This is a genomic window from Pseudomonas anguilliseptica, from assembly GCF_021375795.1.
GTDB classification, from domain to species: Bacteria; Pseudomonadota; Gammaproteobacteria; order Pseudomonadales; family Pseudomonadaceae; genus Aquipseudomonas; species Aquipseudomonas anguilliseptica_A.
This window is the reverse complement of the sequence record NZ_JAEIOI010000001.1, coordinates 1201751-1218767: the sequence shown is the minus strand read 5'-3', so window position 1 is coordinate 1218767 and position 17017 is coordinate 1201751. Positions and strand designations below refer to the sequence as shown.

Here is a 17017-nt window from a genome sequence, read left to right as displayed (position 1 = left end):
CTGCGCGCGTTAGCGGGCAGCCTCTCCTGTCGACAGTAAAGAACCGTCTTACTGCTTGCTGGCAGCAGCCACTTGTGCGGCAACTTCTTCAGCGAAGTTGTCGACCGGCTTCTCGATGCCTTCGCCCACTTTGAAGTAGGTGAAGGAAACGATTTCAGCGCCACCTTGCTTGGCCAGAGCGCCAACAGTCAGCTCAGGGTTCTTAACGAACGCTTGCTCGACCAGACTGGCTTCAGCCAGGAACTTGTTGATACGGCCCTTGACCATGTTCTCAACAATGTTTTCCGGCTTACCTTTGATTTTCTCTTCGTTGAGGCTCAGGAACACGGCTTTCTCGCGCTCGATGGCTTCAGCGGAAACCTGCGAAGGCAGCAGGAACTCTGGGTTGCTGGCCGCTACGTGCATGGCGATGTCTTTAGCCAGCTCGACGTTGCCGCCTTTGAGCACAACCACAACACCGATCTTGTTGCCGTGCAGGTAAGAACCCAGAACGTCGCCTTCGATGCGCGCCAGACGACGAATGTTGACGTTCTCGCCGCACTTGGCAACCAGGGCCAGACGGGCTTCTTCCTGAGCGGCGATCAGCGGCTCAACTTCGGTCAGTTTGTCAGCGAAAGCTTTATCAACGCTGGCAGCCACGAAGTTCTTGAAGTCGTCCTGCAGCGCCAGGAAGTCGGTTTGCGAGTTGACTTCGATGATAACGGCAGCCTTGCCGTCTTCCTTGATGCTGATCGCGCCTTCGGCAGCTACGTTGCCGGCTTTTTTGGCAGCCTTGATCGCGCCGGAAGCACGCATGTCGTCGATGGCTTTTTCGATGTCGCCGCCAGCCTTGGTCAAGGCTTTCTTGCAATCCATCATGCCTTCGCCAGTACGCTCACGCAGTTCTTTAACCAACGCTGCAGTAATTTCTGCCATTTCAAAATCCTCTGGATAGGTTGTTAACCATTCCACCCGCCAAAAACGGGCGCTCAATTCGTAACGCACTGCCGACGATGACCTGAAACATTTGCAACGGTATGTCGGCGATGGTTTTCAAGGTGGCAAAAAGGGGGCCAAGCCCCCTTTTTGCGAACTAAGCAAACGCTCTACGCGTTTTACTTAGCCTTCAGCAGCTTCTACAGCCGGCGCTTGCTCGACGAACTCGTCGGTGCCGCCAGCAGCGTTGCTGCGGCCACGCACAACGGCGTCAGCCATGGCACCCATGTACAGCTGGATGGCGCGAATGGCGTCATCGTTGCCTGGGATGATGTAGTCAACGCCTTCTGGGCTGCTGTTGGTATCAACAACGCCGATGACCGGAATGCCCAGTTTGTTGGCTTCGGTGATCGCGATGCGCTCGTGGTCAACGTCGATCACGAACAGTGCGTCCGGCAGGCCGCCCATGTCCTTGATGCCGCCCAGGCTGCGATCCAGTTTTTCCAGATCGCGCGAGCGCATCAGGGCTTCTTTCTTGGTCAGCTTGGTGAAAGTACCGTCCTGAGACTGAGCTTCCAGATCACGCAGACGCTTGATCGAGGCGCGAATGGTTTTGTAGTTGGTCAGCATGCCGCCCAACCAGCGATGATCGACGTACGGCGAACCGCAACGTGCTGCTTCTTCAGCCACGATCTTGCCAGCGGAGCGCTTGGTGCCAACGAACAGGATCTTGTTCTTGCCAGCAGCCAGCTTCTCAACGAAGGACAGGGCTTCGTTGAACATTGGCAGGGTTTTTTCGAGGTTGATGATGTGGATCTTGTTACGCGCGCCAAAAATGTACTTGCCCATTTTCGGGTTCCAGTAACGGGTCTGGTGGCCGAAGTGCACACCGGCCTTCAGCATATCGCGCATGTTGACTTGGGACATGATAGTTCCTTGATAAGTCGGGTTAGGCCTCCACGTATCCCGATCTCCAACCCGCCGAACCAGTCGGAAGGCACCCAGGAAACCGTGTCGATACGTGTGTGGGTTTAAGCTTTCGGGCGTACTGCCCGTAAAGCGGCGCGTTTTATACCATAAAAGATAGGCACAGGCTACACGCACTCAACGCAAAGCCCGGCAAACCTGCACAACGGCGTCACGTGCTGCTTATGGCAGGCCGCCGGTAGCTGTTAAGATAACGCCCTTTCTGTTCGCGCCCGAGAGCCGCACTATGACCGTCACCATTAAAACGCCCGACGAAATCGAGAAAATGCGCGTAGCCGGTCGCCTGGCTGCCGAAGTTCTGGAAATGATCGGCGAACACGTCAAGCCCGGCGTCACCACCGAAGAGCTTGATCGCATCTGCCACGACTATATCGTCAACGTGCAGCAGGCCATTCCCGCGCCGCTCAACTACAAAGGCTTCCCCAAGTCGATCTGCACCTCGGTCAACCACGTGGTCTGTCACGGCATTCCGAACGACAAGCCGCTGAAAGAAGGTGACGTGATCAACATCGACATCACCGTGATCAAGGATGGCTATCACGGCGACACCAGCAAGATGTTTATGGTCGGCAAGGTGCCCGAGTGGGCCGAGCGCCTGGCCAAGATCACCCAGGAATGCATGTATAAAGGCATCGAGCTGGTCAAGCCGGGCACGCGCCTGGGCGATATCGGCGAAGTGATTCAGAAGCACGCCGAGAAGAACGGTTTCTCCGTGGTGCGTGAGTACTGCGGTCACGGCATCGGCGCGGTGTTCCATGAAGAGCCGCAAGTGCTGCATTACGGCCGCGCCGGCACCGGCATGGAGCTAAAGGAAGGCATGACCTTTACCATCGAGCCGATGATCAACCAGGGCCGCCCGGAAACCCGCACCCTGGGCGACGGCTGGACGGCCATCACCAAGGACCGCAAGCTCTCTGCCCAATGGGAGCACACCATTCTGGTGACCGCCGACGGCTATGAAATCTTCACCCTGCGCAGTGATGACACCATTGCGCGTACCTCGGCCTGATCGCCAACGGCACGCTCATCGCGCTGGTTCTTAATAGAAGGAAAGCTGTCATGCCGCAGGTAGATCCCGAGCTGTTCGACCGCGGCCAGTTCCAGGCGGAGCTGGCGCTCAAGGCCAGCCCCATCGCCGCCTTCAAAAAGGCCATCCGCCATGCCCGCGAAGTGCTCGACGAACGCTTCCGGGCCGGTCGCGATGTACGTCGCCTGGTGGAAGACCGCGCCTGGTTTGTCGACCAGATCCTGCGCGAAGCCTGGGACCGCCTGCCCTGGAGTGAAGACGCCGACATCGCCCTGCTCGCAGTCGGTGGCTATGGCCGCGGCGAACTGCACCCCTTCTCGGACATCGACCTGCTGATTCTGCTGGACAACGCCGATCACGAAACCTTCCGCGAGCCGATCGAGCAGTTCCTGACCCTGCTGTGGGACATCGGCCTGGAAGTCGGGCAAAGCGTACGCAGCGTTGACGAGTGCGCCAGCGAAGCCCGCGCCGACCTGACGGTAATCACCAACCTGATGGAAAGCCGCACCATTGCAGGCCCCGAACGCCTGCGCCTGCGCATGCAGGCAGTCACCAGCACCGAGCAGATGTGGCCGAGCAAGGACTTCTTTCTGGCCAAGCACAGCGAAAAGCGCGCCCGTCACGGCAAATACAACGACACCGAATACAACCTGGAGCCCAACGTCAAAGGCTCCCCCGGTGGTTTGCGCGATATCCAGACCATTCTCTGGGTCGCGCGCCGGCATTTCGGCACGCTGAACCTGCACGCCATGGTAGGCCAAGGGTTTCTACTGGAAAGCGAATACGCCCTGCTCGCCTCCAGCCAGGAGTTTCTCTGGAAAGTGCGCTACGCCCTGCACATGCTCGCCGGCCGCGCCGAAGACCGTCTGCTGTTCGATCACCAGAGCAAGGTTGCCGCCCTGCTTGGCTTCGAAGACAGCGACAGCAAACGCGCCATTGAACGCTTTATGCAGAAGTACTACCGCGTGGTAATGGCGATTGCCGAACTCAGCGACCTGATCGTTCAGCACTTCGAGGAGCAGATCCTGCGCGCCGGCGAAATCGGCCCAGCCACGCCGCTCAACAGCCGCTTCCTGCTGCGCGACGGTTACATCGAGGTGGCACACCCGAATGTATTCAAGCGCACGCCATTCGCCATCATGGAAATCTTCGTGCTGATGGCGCAGCACCCCGAGATCAAAGGCGTGTGCGCCAACAGCATCCGCCTGCTGCGCGAACACCGCCACCTGATTGACGATGATTTTCGCCGGGACATTCGCAATACCAGTCTGTTCGTCGAACTGTTCAAAAGCCCTCAGGGCATCCACCGCAACCTGCGGCGAATGAACCGTTACGGCATCCTTGGCCTGTACCTGCCGGAGTTCGGCCATATCGTCGGGCAGATGCAGCACGACCTGTTCCACATCTATACGGTCGATGCGCACACCCTCAATCTGATCAAGCACCTGCGCAAGTTCAAGTGGACCGAGCTGGCGGAAAAGTTCCCCCTGGCCAGCAAGCTGATCGACAAGCTGCCCAAGCCCGAGCTGATCTATATGGCGGGGCTGTACCACGACATCGGCAAAGGCCGTGGCGGTGACCATTCGGAACTCGGCGCGGTGGATGCGGAGGCCTTTTGCGTACGCCACCAGCTGCCCAACTGGGACTCCAAGTTGATTGTCTGGCTGGTGCAGCACCATCTGGTGATGTCCACCACCGCGCAGCGCAAGGACCTATCCGACCCGCAGGTGATCTTCGATTTTGCCCGCCTGGTCGGCGACCAGACCCGCCTGGATTACCTCTACGTGCTGACCGTGGCCGACATCAACGCCACCAACCCCAGCCTGTGGAACTCCTGGCGTGCCAGCCTGCTGCGCCAGTTGTATACCGAGACCAAGCGCGCTCTGCGCCGTGGCCTGGAAAACCCACTGGACCGCGAAGAGCAGATTCGCCTGACACAGAGCGCCGCCCTGGACATTCTGGTGCGTGGCGGCACTGACGCCGACGATGCCGAGCAGCTCTGGTCGCAACTGGGCGATGACTATTTCCTGCGCCACACCGCGGCCGATGTCGCCTGGCACAGCGAGGCCATCCTGCAACATCCGGCTGACGGCGATCCGCTGGTGCTGATCAAGGAAACCACTCAGCGCGAGTTCGAAGGCGGTACGCAGATCTTCATCTATGCCCCGGATCAGCACGACTTCTTCGCTGTGACGGTGGCGGCCATGGCCCAGCTCAACCTGAACATCCATGACGCGCGGATTCTCACCTCCACCAGCCAGTTCACCCTCGACACCTATATCGTGCTGGAAGCAGAAGGCGGCTCGATCGGTGACAACCCGGGGCGCATCAAAGAAATCCGTCAGGGCCTGGTCGATGCGCTGAAGAATCCCGACGAGTACCCGAGCATCATCCAGCGCCGCGTGCCGCGTCAGCTCAAACACTTTGCCTTCGCCCCGCAGGTGACCATCCACAACGATGCGCACCGCCCGGTGACCATCCTTGAAGTCACCGCACCGGATCGTCCTGGCCTGCTGGCCCGTATCGGGCGGATTTTTCTCGACTTCGACCTGTCGCTGCAGAACGCCAAGATCGCCACCCTGGGCGAGCGCGTGGAAGACGTGTTCTTCGTCACCGATGCGCACAACCAGCCACTGGCCGATCCGGAACTGTGCCTGCGCCTGCAGGAAACCATGGTGGCACAACTGTCTGACACCACCAGCCTGCAGGCCGAACCGACTCGCATCAACATTTAACCCTTTTGCCCTTACGCCTTGAGCTGCCCGGCTACCACGCTGCCGGGCGCCTGGAGACCTCAGGAAGACACAATGAATGACGCGTTAAACCAGCTGCAGCCCTACCCGTTCGAAAAGCTTCGCGCCCTGCTCGGTAGCGTGCAGACAGCTGCCGATAAAAGCCCGATCGCACTGTCGATTGGCGAGCCGAAACACCGTCCGCCGGATTTTGTTGCCGACGCACTGAGCGCCAACCTCGACCAGCTGGCGGTCTACCCAACCACCCTGGGCATCCCGGCGCTGCGCGAAGCCATCGCCAACTGGTGTGGTCGCCGCTTTGGCCTGCCGGCCGGCGTGCTTGATCCGGCGCGCCATGTGCTGCCGGTCAACGGCACCCGCGAGGCGCTGTTTGCCTTTACTCAGGCGGTGGTCAAGCGCGATGTCGATGGCCTGGTAGTCAGCCCCAACCCCTTCTACCAAATCTATGAAGGTGCGGCCTTTCTCGCAGGCGCACAGCCGCACTACCTGCCCTGCCTGGAAGAGCACGGCTTCAACCCGGACTTCGACGCCGTCAGCGACGAGGTGTGGCAGCGTTGCCAGATCCTCTTCCTCTGCTCGCCCGGCAATCCGACCGGCGCGCTGATTCCGGTGGAAACCCTGAAAAAGCTGATCGCCCTGGCCGACAAATTCGATTTCGTGATTGCTGCGGATGAGTGCTACAGCGAGCTGTACTTCGATGAAGCCAATCCACCGGCTGGCCTGCTCACCGCCTGCGCCGAACTGGGCCGGCACGACTTCAAGCGTTGCGTGGTGTTCCACAGCCTGTCCAAGCGTTCCAACCTGCCGGGGCTGCGTTCGGGCTTTGTAGCGGGCGACGCCGACATTCTGAAATCTTTCCTGCTGTACCGTACCTACCACGGCTGCGCCATGCCGGTACAAACCCAGCTGGCCAGCGTGGCCGCCTGGAACGACGAGGCTCATGTCAAAGCCAACCGCGACCTGTACCGCGAGAAGTTCGATGCCGTGCTGGCGATTCTCGACGGTGTGCTGGATGTACAGCGCCCGGATGGCGGCTTCTATCTGTGGGCGAAAACCCCGATAGACGATGAAACATTTACCCGCGAGCTGTTTGCCCGCGAGCATGTCACCGTAGTGCCCGGCTCCTACCTGTCGCGTGCTGTGGACGGTAGCAACCCCGGCGCCGGCCGTGTGCGTATGGCCCTGGTTGCGCCGCTGGCCGAGTGTGTGGCGGCGGCCGAACGTATCCGTGACTTTGTGAAGAGCCTCTGATGAGCAAGACCCTGTTTGGCATTAAAGCTTGCGACACCATGAAAAAAGCCCGCACCTGGCTCGACGAGCACGGGGTAAGCTACGCCTTTCATGATTACAAAGCCTGCGGCATCGACCGTGGCAATCTGGAAAAGTGGTGCAACGAGCATGGCTGGGAAACCATCCTGAACCGTGCCGGCACCACCTTCCGCAAGTTGGACGAGGCGCAGAAGAGTGACCTCGACCAGCACAAGGCGATCGAACTGATGCTCGCCCAACCGTCGATGATCAAACGCCCGGTGCTGGATCTCGGCAACAAGACCCTGGTTGGCTTCAAGCCCGAGCGTTATGCCGCTGAACTGGCCTGATCCGTCCCCCATTGAATTCGCGTTAAGGAAAGCACAATGAGCACTACCCTCTTCAGCCTGGCCTTCGGCGTTGGCACTCAGAACCGTCAGGGCACCTGGCTGGAAGTCTTTTACGCACAACCGCTGCTCAACCCGGCCAGCGAACTGGTGGCCAAGGTCGTGGAAAAACTCGGCTACCAGGGCGGCAACCAGGCAATTCCCATCAGCAACAACCAGGCCGGCGACCTGGCCGAAGCACTGAAAAATGTCGACAGCCTGCAGTCCGCCCTGCTCACCCGCTTGGCCGAAAGCCAGAAGCCGCTGGTGGTCACCCTGCTCGCCGAAGACGCCGCGCTGACCAGCACACCCGAGGCCTACCTCAAGCTGCACCTGCTGTCGCACCGCCTGGTCAAGCCGCACGGTCTGAACCTCACCGGGATCTTCCCACTGCTGCCGAACGTGGCCTGGACCAGCCAGGGTGCAGTCGACCTTGGCGAACTGGCTGAGCGTCAGCTGGAAGCGCGCCTGAAAGGCGAACTGCTGGAAGTGTTCTCGGTGGACAAGTTCCCGAAAATGACCGACTACGTGGTGCCGAGCGGCGTGCGTATCGCTGACAGCGCGCGCATCCGCCTGGGCGCCTACGTGGGCGAAGGCACCACCGTGATGCACGAAGGCTTCGTCAACTTCAACGCCGGCACCGCTGGCCCCGGCATGATCGAAGGCCGCGTATCGGCGGGCGTGTTCGTCGGCAAGGGCTCGGATCTGGGCGGCGGCTGCTCGACCATGGGCACCCTGTCCGGTGGCGGCAATATCGTGATTTCTGTGGGCGAAGGCTGCCTGATCGGCGCCAACGCCGGTATCGGCATTCCGCTGGGTGATCGCAACACTGTGGAGTCCGGCCTGTACATCACTGCCGGCACCAAGGTGGCGCTGCTTGATGCCGACAACCAACTGGTCAAGGTGCTCAAGGCCCGCGATCTGGCTGGCCAGCCGGATCTGCTGTTCCGCCGCAACTCGCAAACTGGCGCCGTGGAGTGCAAAACCCACAAGTCGGCGATTGAGTTGAACGAAGCCCTGCACGCCCACAACTAAAAAATTGGGTTTAGCGCGGCTGCGCTCGCAACGCGCTAAACCCAACTTTTAGCCGCCAGATAGACGCTGAAAAACCATGTCACTGATCTCCCCCTGGCGCGCTGACTTCCCTGGCATTCTGGCCCTTGCGGCCGAAGGCCAGACCTATCTGGACAGCGCCGCCACCGCGCAGAAACCCCAGGCCATGCTCGATGCGCTGCTCGGCTATTACGCCGGTGGTGCAGCCAACGTGCACCGGGCCCAGCATCTACCAGGCGAGCGCGCCACCCGTGCCTTCGAAGCAACGCGTGAGAACGCTGCGCGCTGGCTCAACGCCGCCAACGCGGAACAGATCATCTTCACCCGCAGCGCCACCGAGGCCTTCAACCTGCTGGCCTATGCTCTGGAGCAAAGTTTTCAACCAGGCGATGAGATCGTTATCAGCGCCCTGGAACACCACGCCAATCTGTTGCCCTGGCAGCAACTGGCGCTACGCCGTCAGCTCAAGCTGGTGGTGCTGCCACTGGACAGCGACGGGCTGATCGACCTCGCGCAAGCCGCGCAGTTGATTGGCCCACGCACACGCCTGTTGGCGGTCAGTCAGCTGTCTAATGTGCTCGGTTGCTGGCAGCAACTGCAGCCGTTACTGGCCCTGGCACATGCGCAGGGCGCACTGACGGTGGTCGACGGCACGCAGGGCGTGGTACATGGCCGCCAGGATATGCAGGCCTTGGGCTGCGATTTCTATATCTGCTCCAGCCATAAACTCTATGGCCCGGATGGCCTCGGCCTGCTCTATGGCCGCACACACGCCTTGCAGCAACTGGTGCATTGGCAGTTTGGCGGCGAAATGCTGCTGCACACCGACTACCACAACGCCAGCTTTCGCCCCGCACCACTGGGCTTCGAGGCTGGCACACCGCCAATTGCCTCGGTGATCGCCCTAGGCGCGAGCCTGGATTATCTGAACAGCCTCGATGCCAGTGCCGTCAGCGCCCACGAAGCGGGCTTGCATGCCGAGCTGATCGCCAGGTTGCAGCAGCGCCAGGGCGTACGCCTGCTCGGTACGCCCGCCGTCGCCCTGGCCAGTTTTGTAGTCGACGGCGTGCACCATGCCGACCTCGCCCATCTGCTGAGCGAACAGGGCATTGCCGTGCGTGCCGGCCACCACTGCGCGATGCCATTGCTGCAAGGGCTCGGCCTGAACGGTGCCGTTCGTGTGTCTTTGGGTTTGTACAACGACGGCAGCGATCTGCAACGCTTCTTTAGCGCCCTCGATCAGGCCCTGGAGCTGCTGCAATGAGCCTGCCCATTAGCGCTCAGGAGGCGCTACGCGCCTTCGCTGATTGCCCTGGCTGGGAGCAACGTACACGCCTGCTGATGCAATGGGGCAACCAGCTTGCCCCGCTCAGTGATGACGAGCGCTGTGAACACAACCGGGTAAATGGCTGCGAAAGCCAGGTGTGGCTGCTGGCCGAGGCACACGGCGAACACTGGCAGTTTCGCGCCGGCAGTGATGCGCGCCTGCTACATGGTTTACTTGCGCTGCTACTGGCCAGGGTCAACGGCCTGACCCTGGCCGAACTGGCGCAGCTGGATCTACCGGACTGGTTTACTCAACTGGGCCTGGCCCGCCACCTCTCTCCCTCGCGTAGCAATGGCCTACAGGCCGTGCTCACGCGCATGCAGGAATTACTGGCAGGTGCCGTTCAGGGTGCCGCTCGCCACTGATCGGCTTGTCCAGAGTACAGCGCCTGTTGCAGGCGCTCCAGCTCACCGTTTTTCGCCCGGCGGCGCAAACCGGCATTGAATACCTCACGCAACCGATTCGCCTGGCTATCGTTCTTGCGAAACAGCAGGTGCAGCGGTTCGCTATTCAGCACGCGCGGATGATGAGTGATCAGCGCACGCTCCTGCGGCGAAAACAAACGCTGCAGCATGGCATAGCCCACGGCCCGGTCCTGCGGATGAAAATCGACCCGGGCCAGGTTCAACAACCGTAAACCGGTGTCTTCCTTGCCACTCTGCTCCACCTGCAATTGTCCTGCCTGCAGCGCCGCATCGAACTGCGGGCCATAGGAATAACCGAGCGTGGTGGCAATACGAAAACGCTTGAGATCATCGATGTTCGTCCAGTTCAGCTGCTGATCGGTGCGCTGAAACAACACGATCTCACCCTGCACCACAGGATCACTGCACACACTGATACGGCGGCGCTGTTCTGAACAGGAGTACGGCATGACCGCATCCAGGCTGCCCTGCTCCAGCATCAGCAGGTTGCGGTCCCAGGGATAGAACATGAACTCGACCTGATAACCGGCGGCCATGAAGATCTCGCGCGTCAGGCGCGCCAACGCACCACCATCGGCACGCTGCTGATCGACATAAGGCACCCAGTCACCGGTACCGATGCGCACAACCGGATGGGCACTGGCGCCCAGGCAGGCAGAAAGTGCTGCAAACAGCAGCACATAGCGCGGACAACTACTCAACACATGACGCAGCAGGGATAACACCACACACCTCAAACGAGAACTACCAGCACATCCCTGCTGAACATCGACCGCAATCGGTCATTATTTAAAGAAGCCTAGCCAACATCAGCAGACGCTGAGCGCCGCTCTGCCGGGCGCCGCGTACCGGCCACCAGCTTGTCGACGGTACGTGCCGCCGCCACCATGCCGAAGGTCGCGGTAACCATCATCACCGCACCAAAACCACCGGCGCAGTCCAGGCGCACACCGTCACCGACAAACGCCTTGTATTGGCAGACCGTGCCATCGGGTTTGGGATAGCGCAGCTGCTCGCTGGAAAACACGCACGGCACGCTGTAATTGCGCCCCGGCGTACGGGAAAACCCATAATCGCGGCGCAAGGTGGAGCGCACCTTGGAGGCCAGCGGGTCATTCCAGGTCTTGTTCAGATCGCCAACCTGGATCTGCGTCGGGTCGATCTGCCCGCCCGCACCACCGGTGGTGATGACCTGAATCTTGCGCCGTTTGCACCAGGAGATCAGCGCCGCCTTGGCATTAACGCTGTCGATGCAGTCGATCACTGCATCCAACTGCTCGGTAATGTACTCGGCCATGGTCTCGCGGGTGACAAAATCCGCCACCGCATGCACCACACAGGCCGGGTTGATCGCCCGGATACGCGCCGCCATCACCTCGACCTTGGGCTGGCCAACGGTGCTGTCCAACGCATGCGCCTGACGATTGCTGTTGCTCACGCAGACGTCATCCAGGTCAAACAGCGAGATTTCACCGACCCCAGAACGCGCCAGGGCCTCGGCTGCCCAGGAACCCACACCGCCAATACCGACCACTGCCACATGCGCAGCCGCCAACCGTTCGGCACCTTCGCGGCCATACAGGCGGGCTATTCCGGCAAAGCGTTGTTCATCCACAGGCATTCCTATCTCTTAGCAGCCACAGGCGGCGCGCATTATAGGGAGCTGGCAAGCGGCACCCAAGCACTCTATCGCGGTTACACCCGGCAGCCGATGAACAGCAGTGGCAAATTGCCAGATACTGAACCTCTATCGACCGTCGGCATCCCATCAATATGCCCGCAGGCCGGGCTATACAGCCCTGTAGCGGCGGCGTAGCATGCGCCACCCGACGCCTGTCGCTTTTTATTGCCCCTTCGCTGGACCTGCTCACTATGCCTTCGCGTAAGTTTGGATTGAATCTGGTCGTGTTCCTGGCGATTGCCGCCTTGTTCACCGGTTTCTGGGCGCTGTACAACCGCCCGGTCACTGCCCCTGACTGGCCGGAGCAGATCTCCGGATTCTCCTTCTCCCCCTTCCGCGCCGGGCAAAACCCGCAGCAGGACACCTACCCCAGCGACGAGCAGATGCGTGCCGACCTGGAGCTGCTGAGCACACAGACCGACAATATCCGCACCTACTCGGTAGACGGTGCGCTGGGCAAGATTCCCTACCTGGCCGAAGAATTCGGCCTGCGCGTGACCCTGGGTATCTGGATCAGCCCGGATCTGGAGCGTAACGAGCGGGAAATCGCCAAGGCCATCGAAATCGCCAACGATTCGCGCAGCGTCGTGCGTGTGGTGGTGGGTAACGAAGCCCTGTTCCGCAAGGAAGTCACCCCGCAAGACCTGATTGCTTACATCGACCGCGTGCGCGCGGCGGTCAAGGTGCCAGTGACCACCTCCGAGCAGTGGCACATCTGGCAGGAATACCCCGAGCTGGCCCAGCACACCGACCTGGTTGCCGCGCACGTACTGCCCTACTGGGAATTCGTGCCGATGGAGGACTCCACCGATTTCGTTCTTGAACGCGCCAAGGACCTGAAAAAACTCTTCCCGAAAAAACCGCTGCTGCTCTCTGAAGTCGGCTGGCCGAGCAACGGCCGCATGCGCGGCGGCGCCGATGCCTCCCAGGCGGATCAGGCGATCTACCTGCGCACCCTGGTCAACACACTGAACGCCAAGGGCTACAACTACTTCGTCATCGAAGCCTTCGACCAACCGTGGAAGGCCAGTGATGAAGGCTCGGTGGGGGCTTACTGGGGCGTCTACAACCTTGATCGACAGCCCAAATTCGCCTTTGAAGGGCCCGTGGTGGCCATCCCGCAATGGCGCCTGCTGGCCATTGCTTCGGTGGTACTGGCCCTGCTCAGCCTGGCATTGATGCTGATCGATGGCAGCGCCCTGCGTCAGCGCGGCCGTACCTTCCTGACCTTTGTCGCCTTCGCCGGAGGGTCCGCGCTGGTGTGGATCGGCTACGACTACAGCCAGCAATACAGCACTTGGTTCAGCACCCTGGTCGGCCTGCTGCTAGGCGTCGGAGCCTTCGGGGTGTTTATCGTGCTGCTCACCGAAGCCCACGAGCTGGCCGAAACCGCCTGGACCCGCGCCCGCCGTCGGCCGTTCCAGCCGGTGGAAAGCGACACCGCATACCGGCCCAAGGTATCGATCCACGTGCCCTGCTACAACGAGCCACCGGAGATGGTCAAACAGACTCTCGATGCCCTCGCGGCGCTGGATTACCCGGATTACGAAGTTCTGATCATCGACAACAACACCAAGGACCCGGCCGTGTGGGAACCGGTAGAGGCTTACTGCAAGGTCCTCGGCCCGCGTTTCCGTTTCTTTCACGTTTCACCGATTGCCGGCTTCAAGGGTGGCGCGCTGAATTACATCCTGCCGCACACAGCAAAGGATGCCGAAGTGGTGGCGGTGATCGACGCCGATTACTGCGTCGACAAGAACTGGCTCAAGTACATGGTGCCGCACTTCAGCGACCCGAAAATCGCTGTGGTGCAGTCGCCGCAGGATTACCGCGACGGCAACGAAAACATCTTCAAGAAGCTCTGCTACGCCGAATACAAAGGTTTCTTCCATATCGGCATGGTCACCCGCAACGACCGCGACGCGATCATCCAGCACGGCACCATGACCATGATCCGCCGCACCGTGATGGACGAGCTGAAGTGGGCTGACTGGACCATCTGCGAAGATGCCGAACTGGGCCTGCGTGTGTTCGAAAAAGGCTACTCCGCCGCCTATGCCCACCAGAGCTTTGGCCGTGGGCTGATGCCGGACACCTTTATCGACTACAAGAAGCAGCGCTTCCGCTGGGCCTATGGCGCCATCCAGATCATGAAGGGCCACGCCCGCAGCCTGTTCCTCGGCAAGGGCTCGGAGCTCAAGACGGGGCAGCGCTATCACTTCGTTGCCGGCTGGCTACCGTGGATTGCCGACGGCCTGAACATCTTCTTCACCGTCGGTGCACTGCTCTGGTCGGCAGCGATGATCATCGTGCCGCAGCGGGTCGACCCGCCGCTGATGATCTTCGCCATCCCGCCGCTGGCGTTGTTCTTCTTCAAGCTGGGCAAGATTCTGTTTCTGTACCGCAAGGCCATGGGCGTTGATCTGGTGCGTTCGTTCCAGGCAGCACTGGCGGGCCTGGCGCTGTCGCACACGATTGCCAAGGCGGTGCTCTACGGCACCTTCACCAAGACCATCCCGTTCTTCCGCACGCCGAAGATGGCCAGCAACCACGGCATCCTGGTGGCCCTGGCCGAGGCCCGCGAAGAAGTGTTCATCATGCTGCTGCTGTGGGGCGCCGCCATCGGCATTGGCATCGTCCAGGGCCTACCCAGCGCCGACGTGAAGTTCTGGGTGGCCATGCTGCTGGTGCAGTCGCTGCCGTACCTTGCTGCGCTGATCATGGCCCTGCTGTCGTCCCTGCCAGCCGCGCAGGCCAACCCGCAGGAAACTGCTGCGGCCAGCTGATCTCGGGCGTTTCGGAATGCCAGACGGCGGCCAATGGTCGCCGTTTTGCTTTAAGATGGCGGCCTTTGTGCCTGAAGCCGCCCCGGAGCTGTAATGACCACCCACACCACGCCCCTTTCCCCGACGCTGGAGCTTGCATGCGAGCTGATCCGCCGTCCATCCGTCACCCCCCTCGATGAAGGCTGCCAGGAACAGATGATGCGTCGCCTGGCCGCCTGTGGCTTCACCATCGAGCCGATGAGGATTGAGGAAGTGGACAACTTCTGGGCCAGCCACGGCAAGGGCGACGGTCCGGTGCTGTGCTTTGCCGGGCACACCGACGTGGTGCCCACCGGTCCGGTGCAGAACTGGCAGCACCAGCCGTTCGATGCACTGATCGACGAAGACGGCATGCTCTGCGGCCGAGGCGCGGCGGATATGAAAGGCAGCCTGGCGTCGATGGTCATCGCCGTTGAGCGCTTCGTCGCCGAATACCCAGAGCACAAAGGCCGTATCACCTTCCTGATCACCAGTGACGAAGAAGGCCCGGCGCACCATGGCACCAAGGCGGTGGTCGAACGCCTACGCGCACGTAACGAGCGTCTGGACTGGTGCATTGTCGGCGAACCATCGAGCACCACCCTGGTCGGCGACGTAGTGAAAAACGGCCGCCGCGGCTCACTTGGCTGCACCCTGACCGTACGCGGCAAACAAGGCCACGTGGCCTACCCGCACCTGGCGCGCAACCCGATTCACCTGGCTGCACCGGCCCTGGCTGAACTGGCCGCCGAACATTGGGATGACGGCAACGCCTTCTTTCCGCCGACCAGTTTCCAGATTTCCAACCTGAACGCCGGCACCGGCGCCACCAACGTGATTCCGGGTGAGCTGAAGGCCATCTTCAACTTCCGCTTCTCCACCGAGTCCACGGTCGAGGGGCTGCAACAGCGCGTTGAGGCCATTCTCAACAAGCACGTCCTGGATTTCGAGTTGGACTGGGCACTGTCCGGCCTACCCTTCCTTACCGAGCCGGGTGCATTGCTCGACGCCGTGGCCGCCAGCATCAAGGGCGTCACCGGTCGCGATACCCAGCCTTCGACCAGCGGCGGCACCTCGGACGGGCGCTTTATCGCCACCCTCGGCACCCAGGTGGTCGAACTCGGACCGGTCAACGCCACCATCCACCAGGTCGACGAACGCGTACTGGCCAGTGATTTGGATGTGCTGACCGAAATCTACTACCAGACGTTGGTCAATCTCCTCGCATGAGCCTGACCTGTCCGATCTGCCAGCAGCCGCTGAGCGTCGTTGACAACGGCGTAGTCTGCCCGGCCAATCACCGCTTTGACCGTGCACGCCAGGGTTACCTCAACCTGCTGCCGGTGCAGCACAAGAACAGCCGCGACCCTGGCGACAACGTCGCCATGGTCGAAGCCCGTCGGCGCTTTCTCGACGGCGGCCATTACGCACCGCTGGCCCAGCGCCTGGCCGAACTGGCAGCTCGCTATAACCCGCAGCGCTGGCTGGATATCGGTTGCGGCGAGGGTTACTACACCGCGCAGATCGCCGATGCCCTGCCGCAGGCCGATGGCTATGCACTGGATATCTCCCGCGAGGCAGTCAAACGTGCCTGCAAGCGCGCGCCGCAACTGACCTGGCTGGTGGCGAGTATGGCCCGCGTGCCACTGAGTGATGCCAGCTGCCAACTGCTGTCCAGCGTCTTCAGCCCGCTCGACTGGCAGGAAGCCAAGCGCCTGCTCGCCCCGGGTGGCGGTCTGCTACGCATGGGCCCGACCCGTGAGCACCTGATGGAGTTACGCCAGAAGCTGTATGACGAAGTACGCGACTACGATGATCAAAAGCATCTGGAGCTGATCCCAGAAGGCATGCGCCTGGCCCACAGCGAAACGCTGACCTTCAACCTGCAATTGGATAGCAGTGAAGCCCGCGCTGACCTGCTGGCCATGACCCCGCACGGCTGGCGCGCCAGCGCCGAACGCCGCGCGGCGGTGATCGCCGAACCCTGCGACGTGACTGTCGCCATCCGCTACGACTGGATCGAGAGACTATGACCATGCGCCAACCGGATATCGAGATTTACCTGAAAGACGCCGACCACACGGCTATCGGCGAGTGGCTGAGCCAAACCCTGGGCAGCTGCACACCCTGGCAGCAGAAAGGCCAGACCTTCAAGTGCATGGCTGGCAACGTTCCGGTCACCTGGCTGCCCAAGGCCGTGGGTAAGTGGCACAGCCTGTTTCTGGAAAGCGACGCCACGCCCTGGGCCGACGACCTGGCCTGCGCCCAGGCCGCCTTCGCCGCGCTGAATGTTGAAGTACGCTGCGCACCAGGCGGTTGGCAGGAAGAAGAAAGCGACGAACAGGCCGACCGCTGGATGCGCATCAGCGCCGATGGGGTGGAGGAAATCACCTGGCGCACCGGCTAACCGA

15 protein-coding genes are annotated in these 17017 nt (G+C 61.3%); 11 read left to right on the top strand and 4 right to left on the bottom strand.

Translation table 11 applies throughout. The features are described from left to right. Positions 1-48: 48 nt before the first annotated feature. On the bottom strand, positions 49-915 hold the full coding sequence (tsf, locus tag IOD17_RS05625) for a translation elongation factor Ts (protein WP_233684091.1): 867 nt from the start codon (positions 913-915) through the stop codon (positions 49-51). A gap of 183 nt (positions 916-1098) precedes the next feature. Next, a complete protein-coding gene (gene rpsB / locus IOD17_RS05620) occupies positions 1099-1842 on the bottom strand; it encodes a 30S ribosomal protein S2 (RefSeq protein WP_233684090.1) in 744 nt (247 codons plus the stop codon). Between the two features lie 286 nt (positions 1843-2128). On the opposite strand from rpsB, the gene map reads away from it, so the two are divergent. The 7 genes from map (at position 2129) to IOD17_RS05585 (ending at position 10061) form a co-directional block, all read left to right on the top strand. Continuing rightward, on the top strand, positions 2129-2911 hold the full coding sequence (map, locus tag IOD17_RS05615) for a type I methionyl aminopeptidase (protein ID WP_090248397.1): 783 nt from the start codon (positions 2129-2131) through the stop codon (positions 2909-2911). Positions 2912-2961: 50 nt separating this feature from the next. Further along, complete coding sequence (locus IOD17_RS05610; RefSeq protein WP_233684089.1) at positions 2962-5664, top strand: [protein-PII] uridylyltransferase; 2703 nt, start codon at positions 2962-2964, stop codon at positions 5662-5664. A 72-nt stretch (positions 5665-5736) separates the two neighbouring features. Further along, positions 5737-6933, top strand: a complete 1197-nt coding sequence (dapC, locus tag IOD17_RS05605; RefSeq protein WP_233684088.1) for a succinyldiaminopimelate transaminase — start codon at positions 5737-5739, stop codon at positions 6931-6933. Then, a complete protein-coding gene (locus tag IOD17_RS05600) occupies positions 6933-7280 on the top strand; it encodes an ArsC family reductase (RefSeq protein ID WP_233684087.1) in 348 nt (115 codons plus the stop codon). The genes dapC and IOD17_RS05600 overlap by 1 nt, the downstream gene beginning before the upstream one ends. A gap of 36 nt (positions 7281-7316) precedes the next feature. Beyond that, positions 7317-8351, top strand: coding sequence for a 2,3,4,5-tetrahydropyridine-2,6-dicarboxylate N-succinyltransferase (dapD, locus tag IOD17_RS05595; RefSeq protein ID WP_233684086.1), 1035 nt, complete (start codon positions 7317-7319; stop codon positions 8349-8351). Positions 8352-8427: 76 nt separating this feature from the next. Then, on the top strand, positions 8428-9633 hold the full coding sequence (locus IOD17_RS05590) for an aminotransferase class V-fold PLP-dependent enzyme (protein ID WP_233684085.1): 1206 nt from the start codon (positions 8428-8430) through the stop codon (positions 9631-9633). After that, entirely contained in the window at positions 9630-10061 is a 432-nt protein-coding gene (locus tag IOD17_RS05585) for a SufE family protein (RefSeq protein WP_233684084.1), read from the top strand. The genes IOD17_RS05590 and IOD17_RS05585 overlap by 4 nt, the downstream gene beginning before the upstream one ends. On the opposite strand, the gene IOD17_RS05580 is transcribed toward IOD17_RS05585, so the two are convergent. Both IOD17_RS05580 and tcdA read right to left on the bottom strand, forming a co-directional pair. Then, the gene (locus IOD17_RS05580) at positions 10040-10846 is read right to left on the bottom strand and encodes a substrate-binding periplasmic protein (protein ID WP_233684083.1); all 807 of its coding nucleotides are present in this window, start codon (positions 10844-10846) and stop codon (positions 10040-10042) included. The genes IOD17_RS05585 and IOD17_RS05580 overlap by 22 nt on opposite strands. A 74-nt stretch (positions 10847-10920) precedes the next feature. Further along, a complete protein-coding gene (gene tcdA / locus IOD17_RS05575; RefSeq protein ID WP_233684082.1) occupies positions 10921-11742 on the bottom strand; it encodes a tRNA cyclic N6-threonylcarbamoyladenosine(37) synthase TcdA in 822 nt (273 codons plus the stop codon). A gap of 251 nt (positions 11743-11993) precedes the next feature. Here tcdA and IOD17_RS05570 point away from each other — a divergent pair, with 251 nt between their 5' ends. From IOD17_RS05570 to IOD17_RS05555, 4 genes are all read left to right on the top strand, one after another. Beyond that, positions 11994-14588 (top strand): glycosyltransferase, encoded by a 2595-nt coding sequence (locus tag IOD17_RS05570; protein WP_233684081.1) that lies wholly within the window; start codon positions 11994-11996, stop codon positions 14586-14588. Positions 14589-14681: 93 nt separating this feature from the next. Then, positions 14682-15836: a succinyl-diaminopimelate desuccinylase gene (gene dapE, locus IOD17_RS05565; RefSeq protein WP_233684080.1), complete on the top strand. Its 1155-nt coding sequence runs from the start codon at positions 14682-14684 to the stop codon at positions 15834-15836. Further along, a complete protein-coding gene (locus tag IOD17_RS05560) occupies positions 15833-16639 on the top strand; it encodes a putative RNA methyltransferase (protein WP_233684079.1) in 807 nt (268 codons plus the stop codon). The genes dapE and IOD17_RS05560 overlap by 4 nt, the downstream gene beginning before the upstream one ends. Positions 16640-16641: 2 nt before the next feature. After that, positions 16642-17013, top strand: a complete 372-nt coding sequence (locus IOD17_RS05555; protein WP_233684528.1) for a hypothetical protein — start codon at positions 16642-16644, stop codon at positions 17011-17013. The last annotated feature ends 4 nt before the right edge of the window (positions 17014-17017 follow it).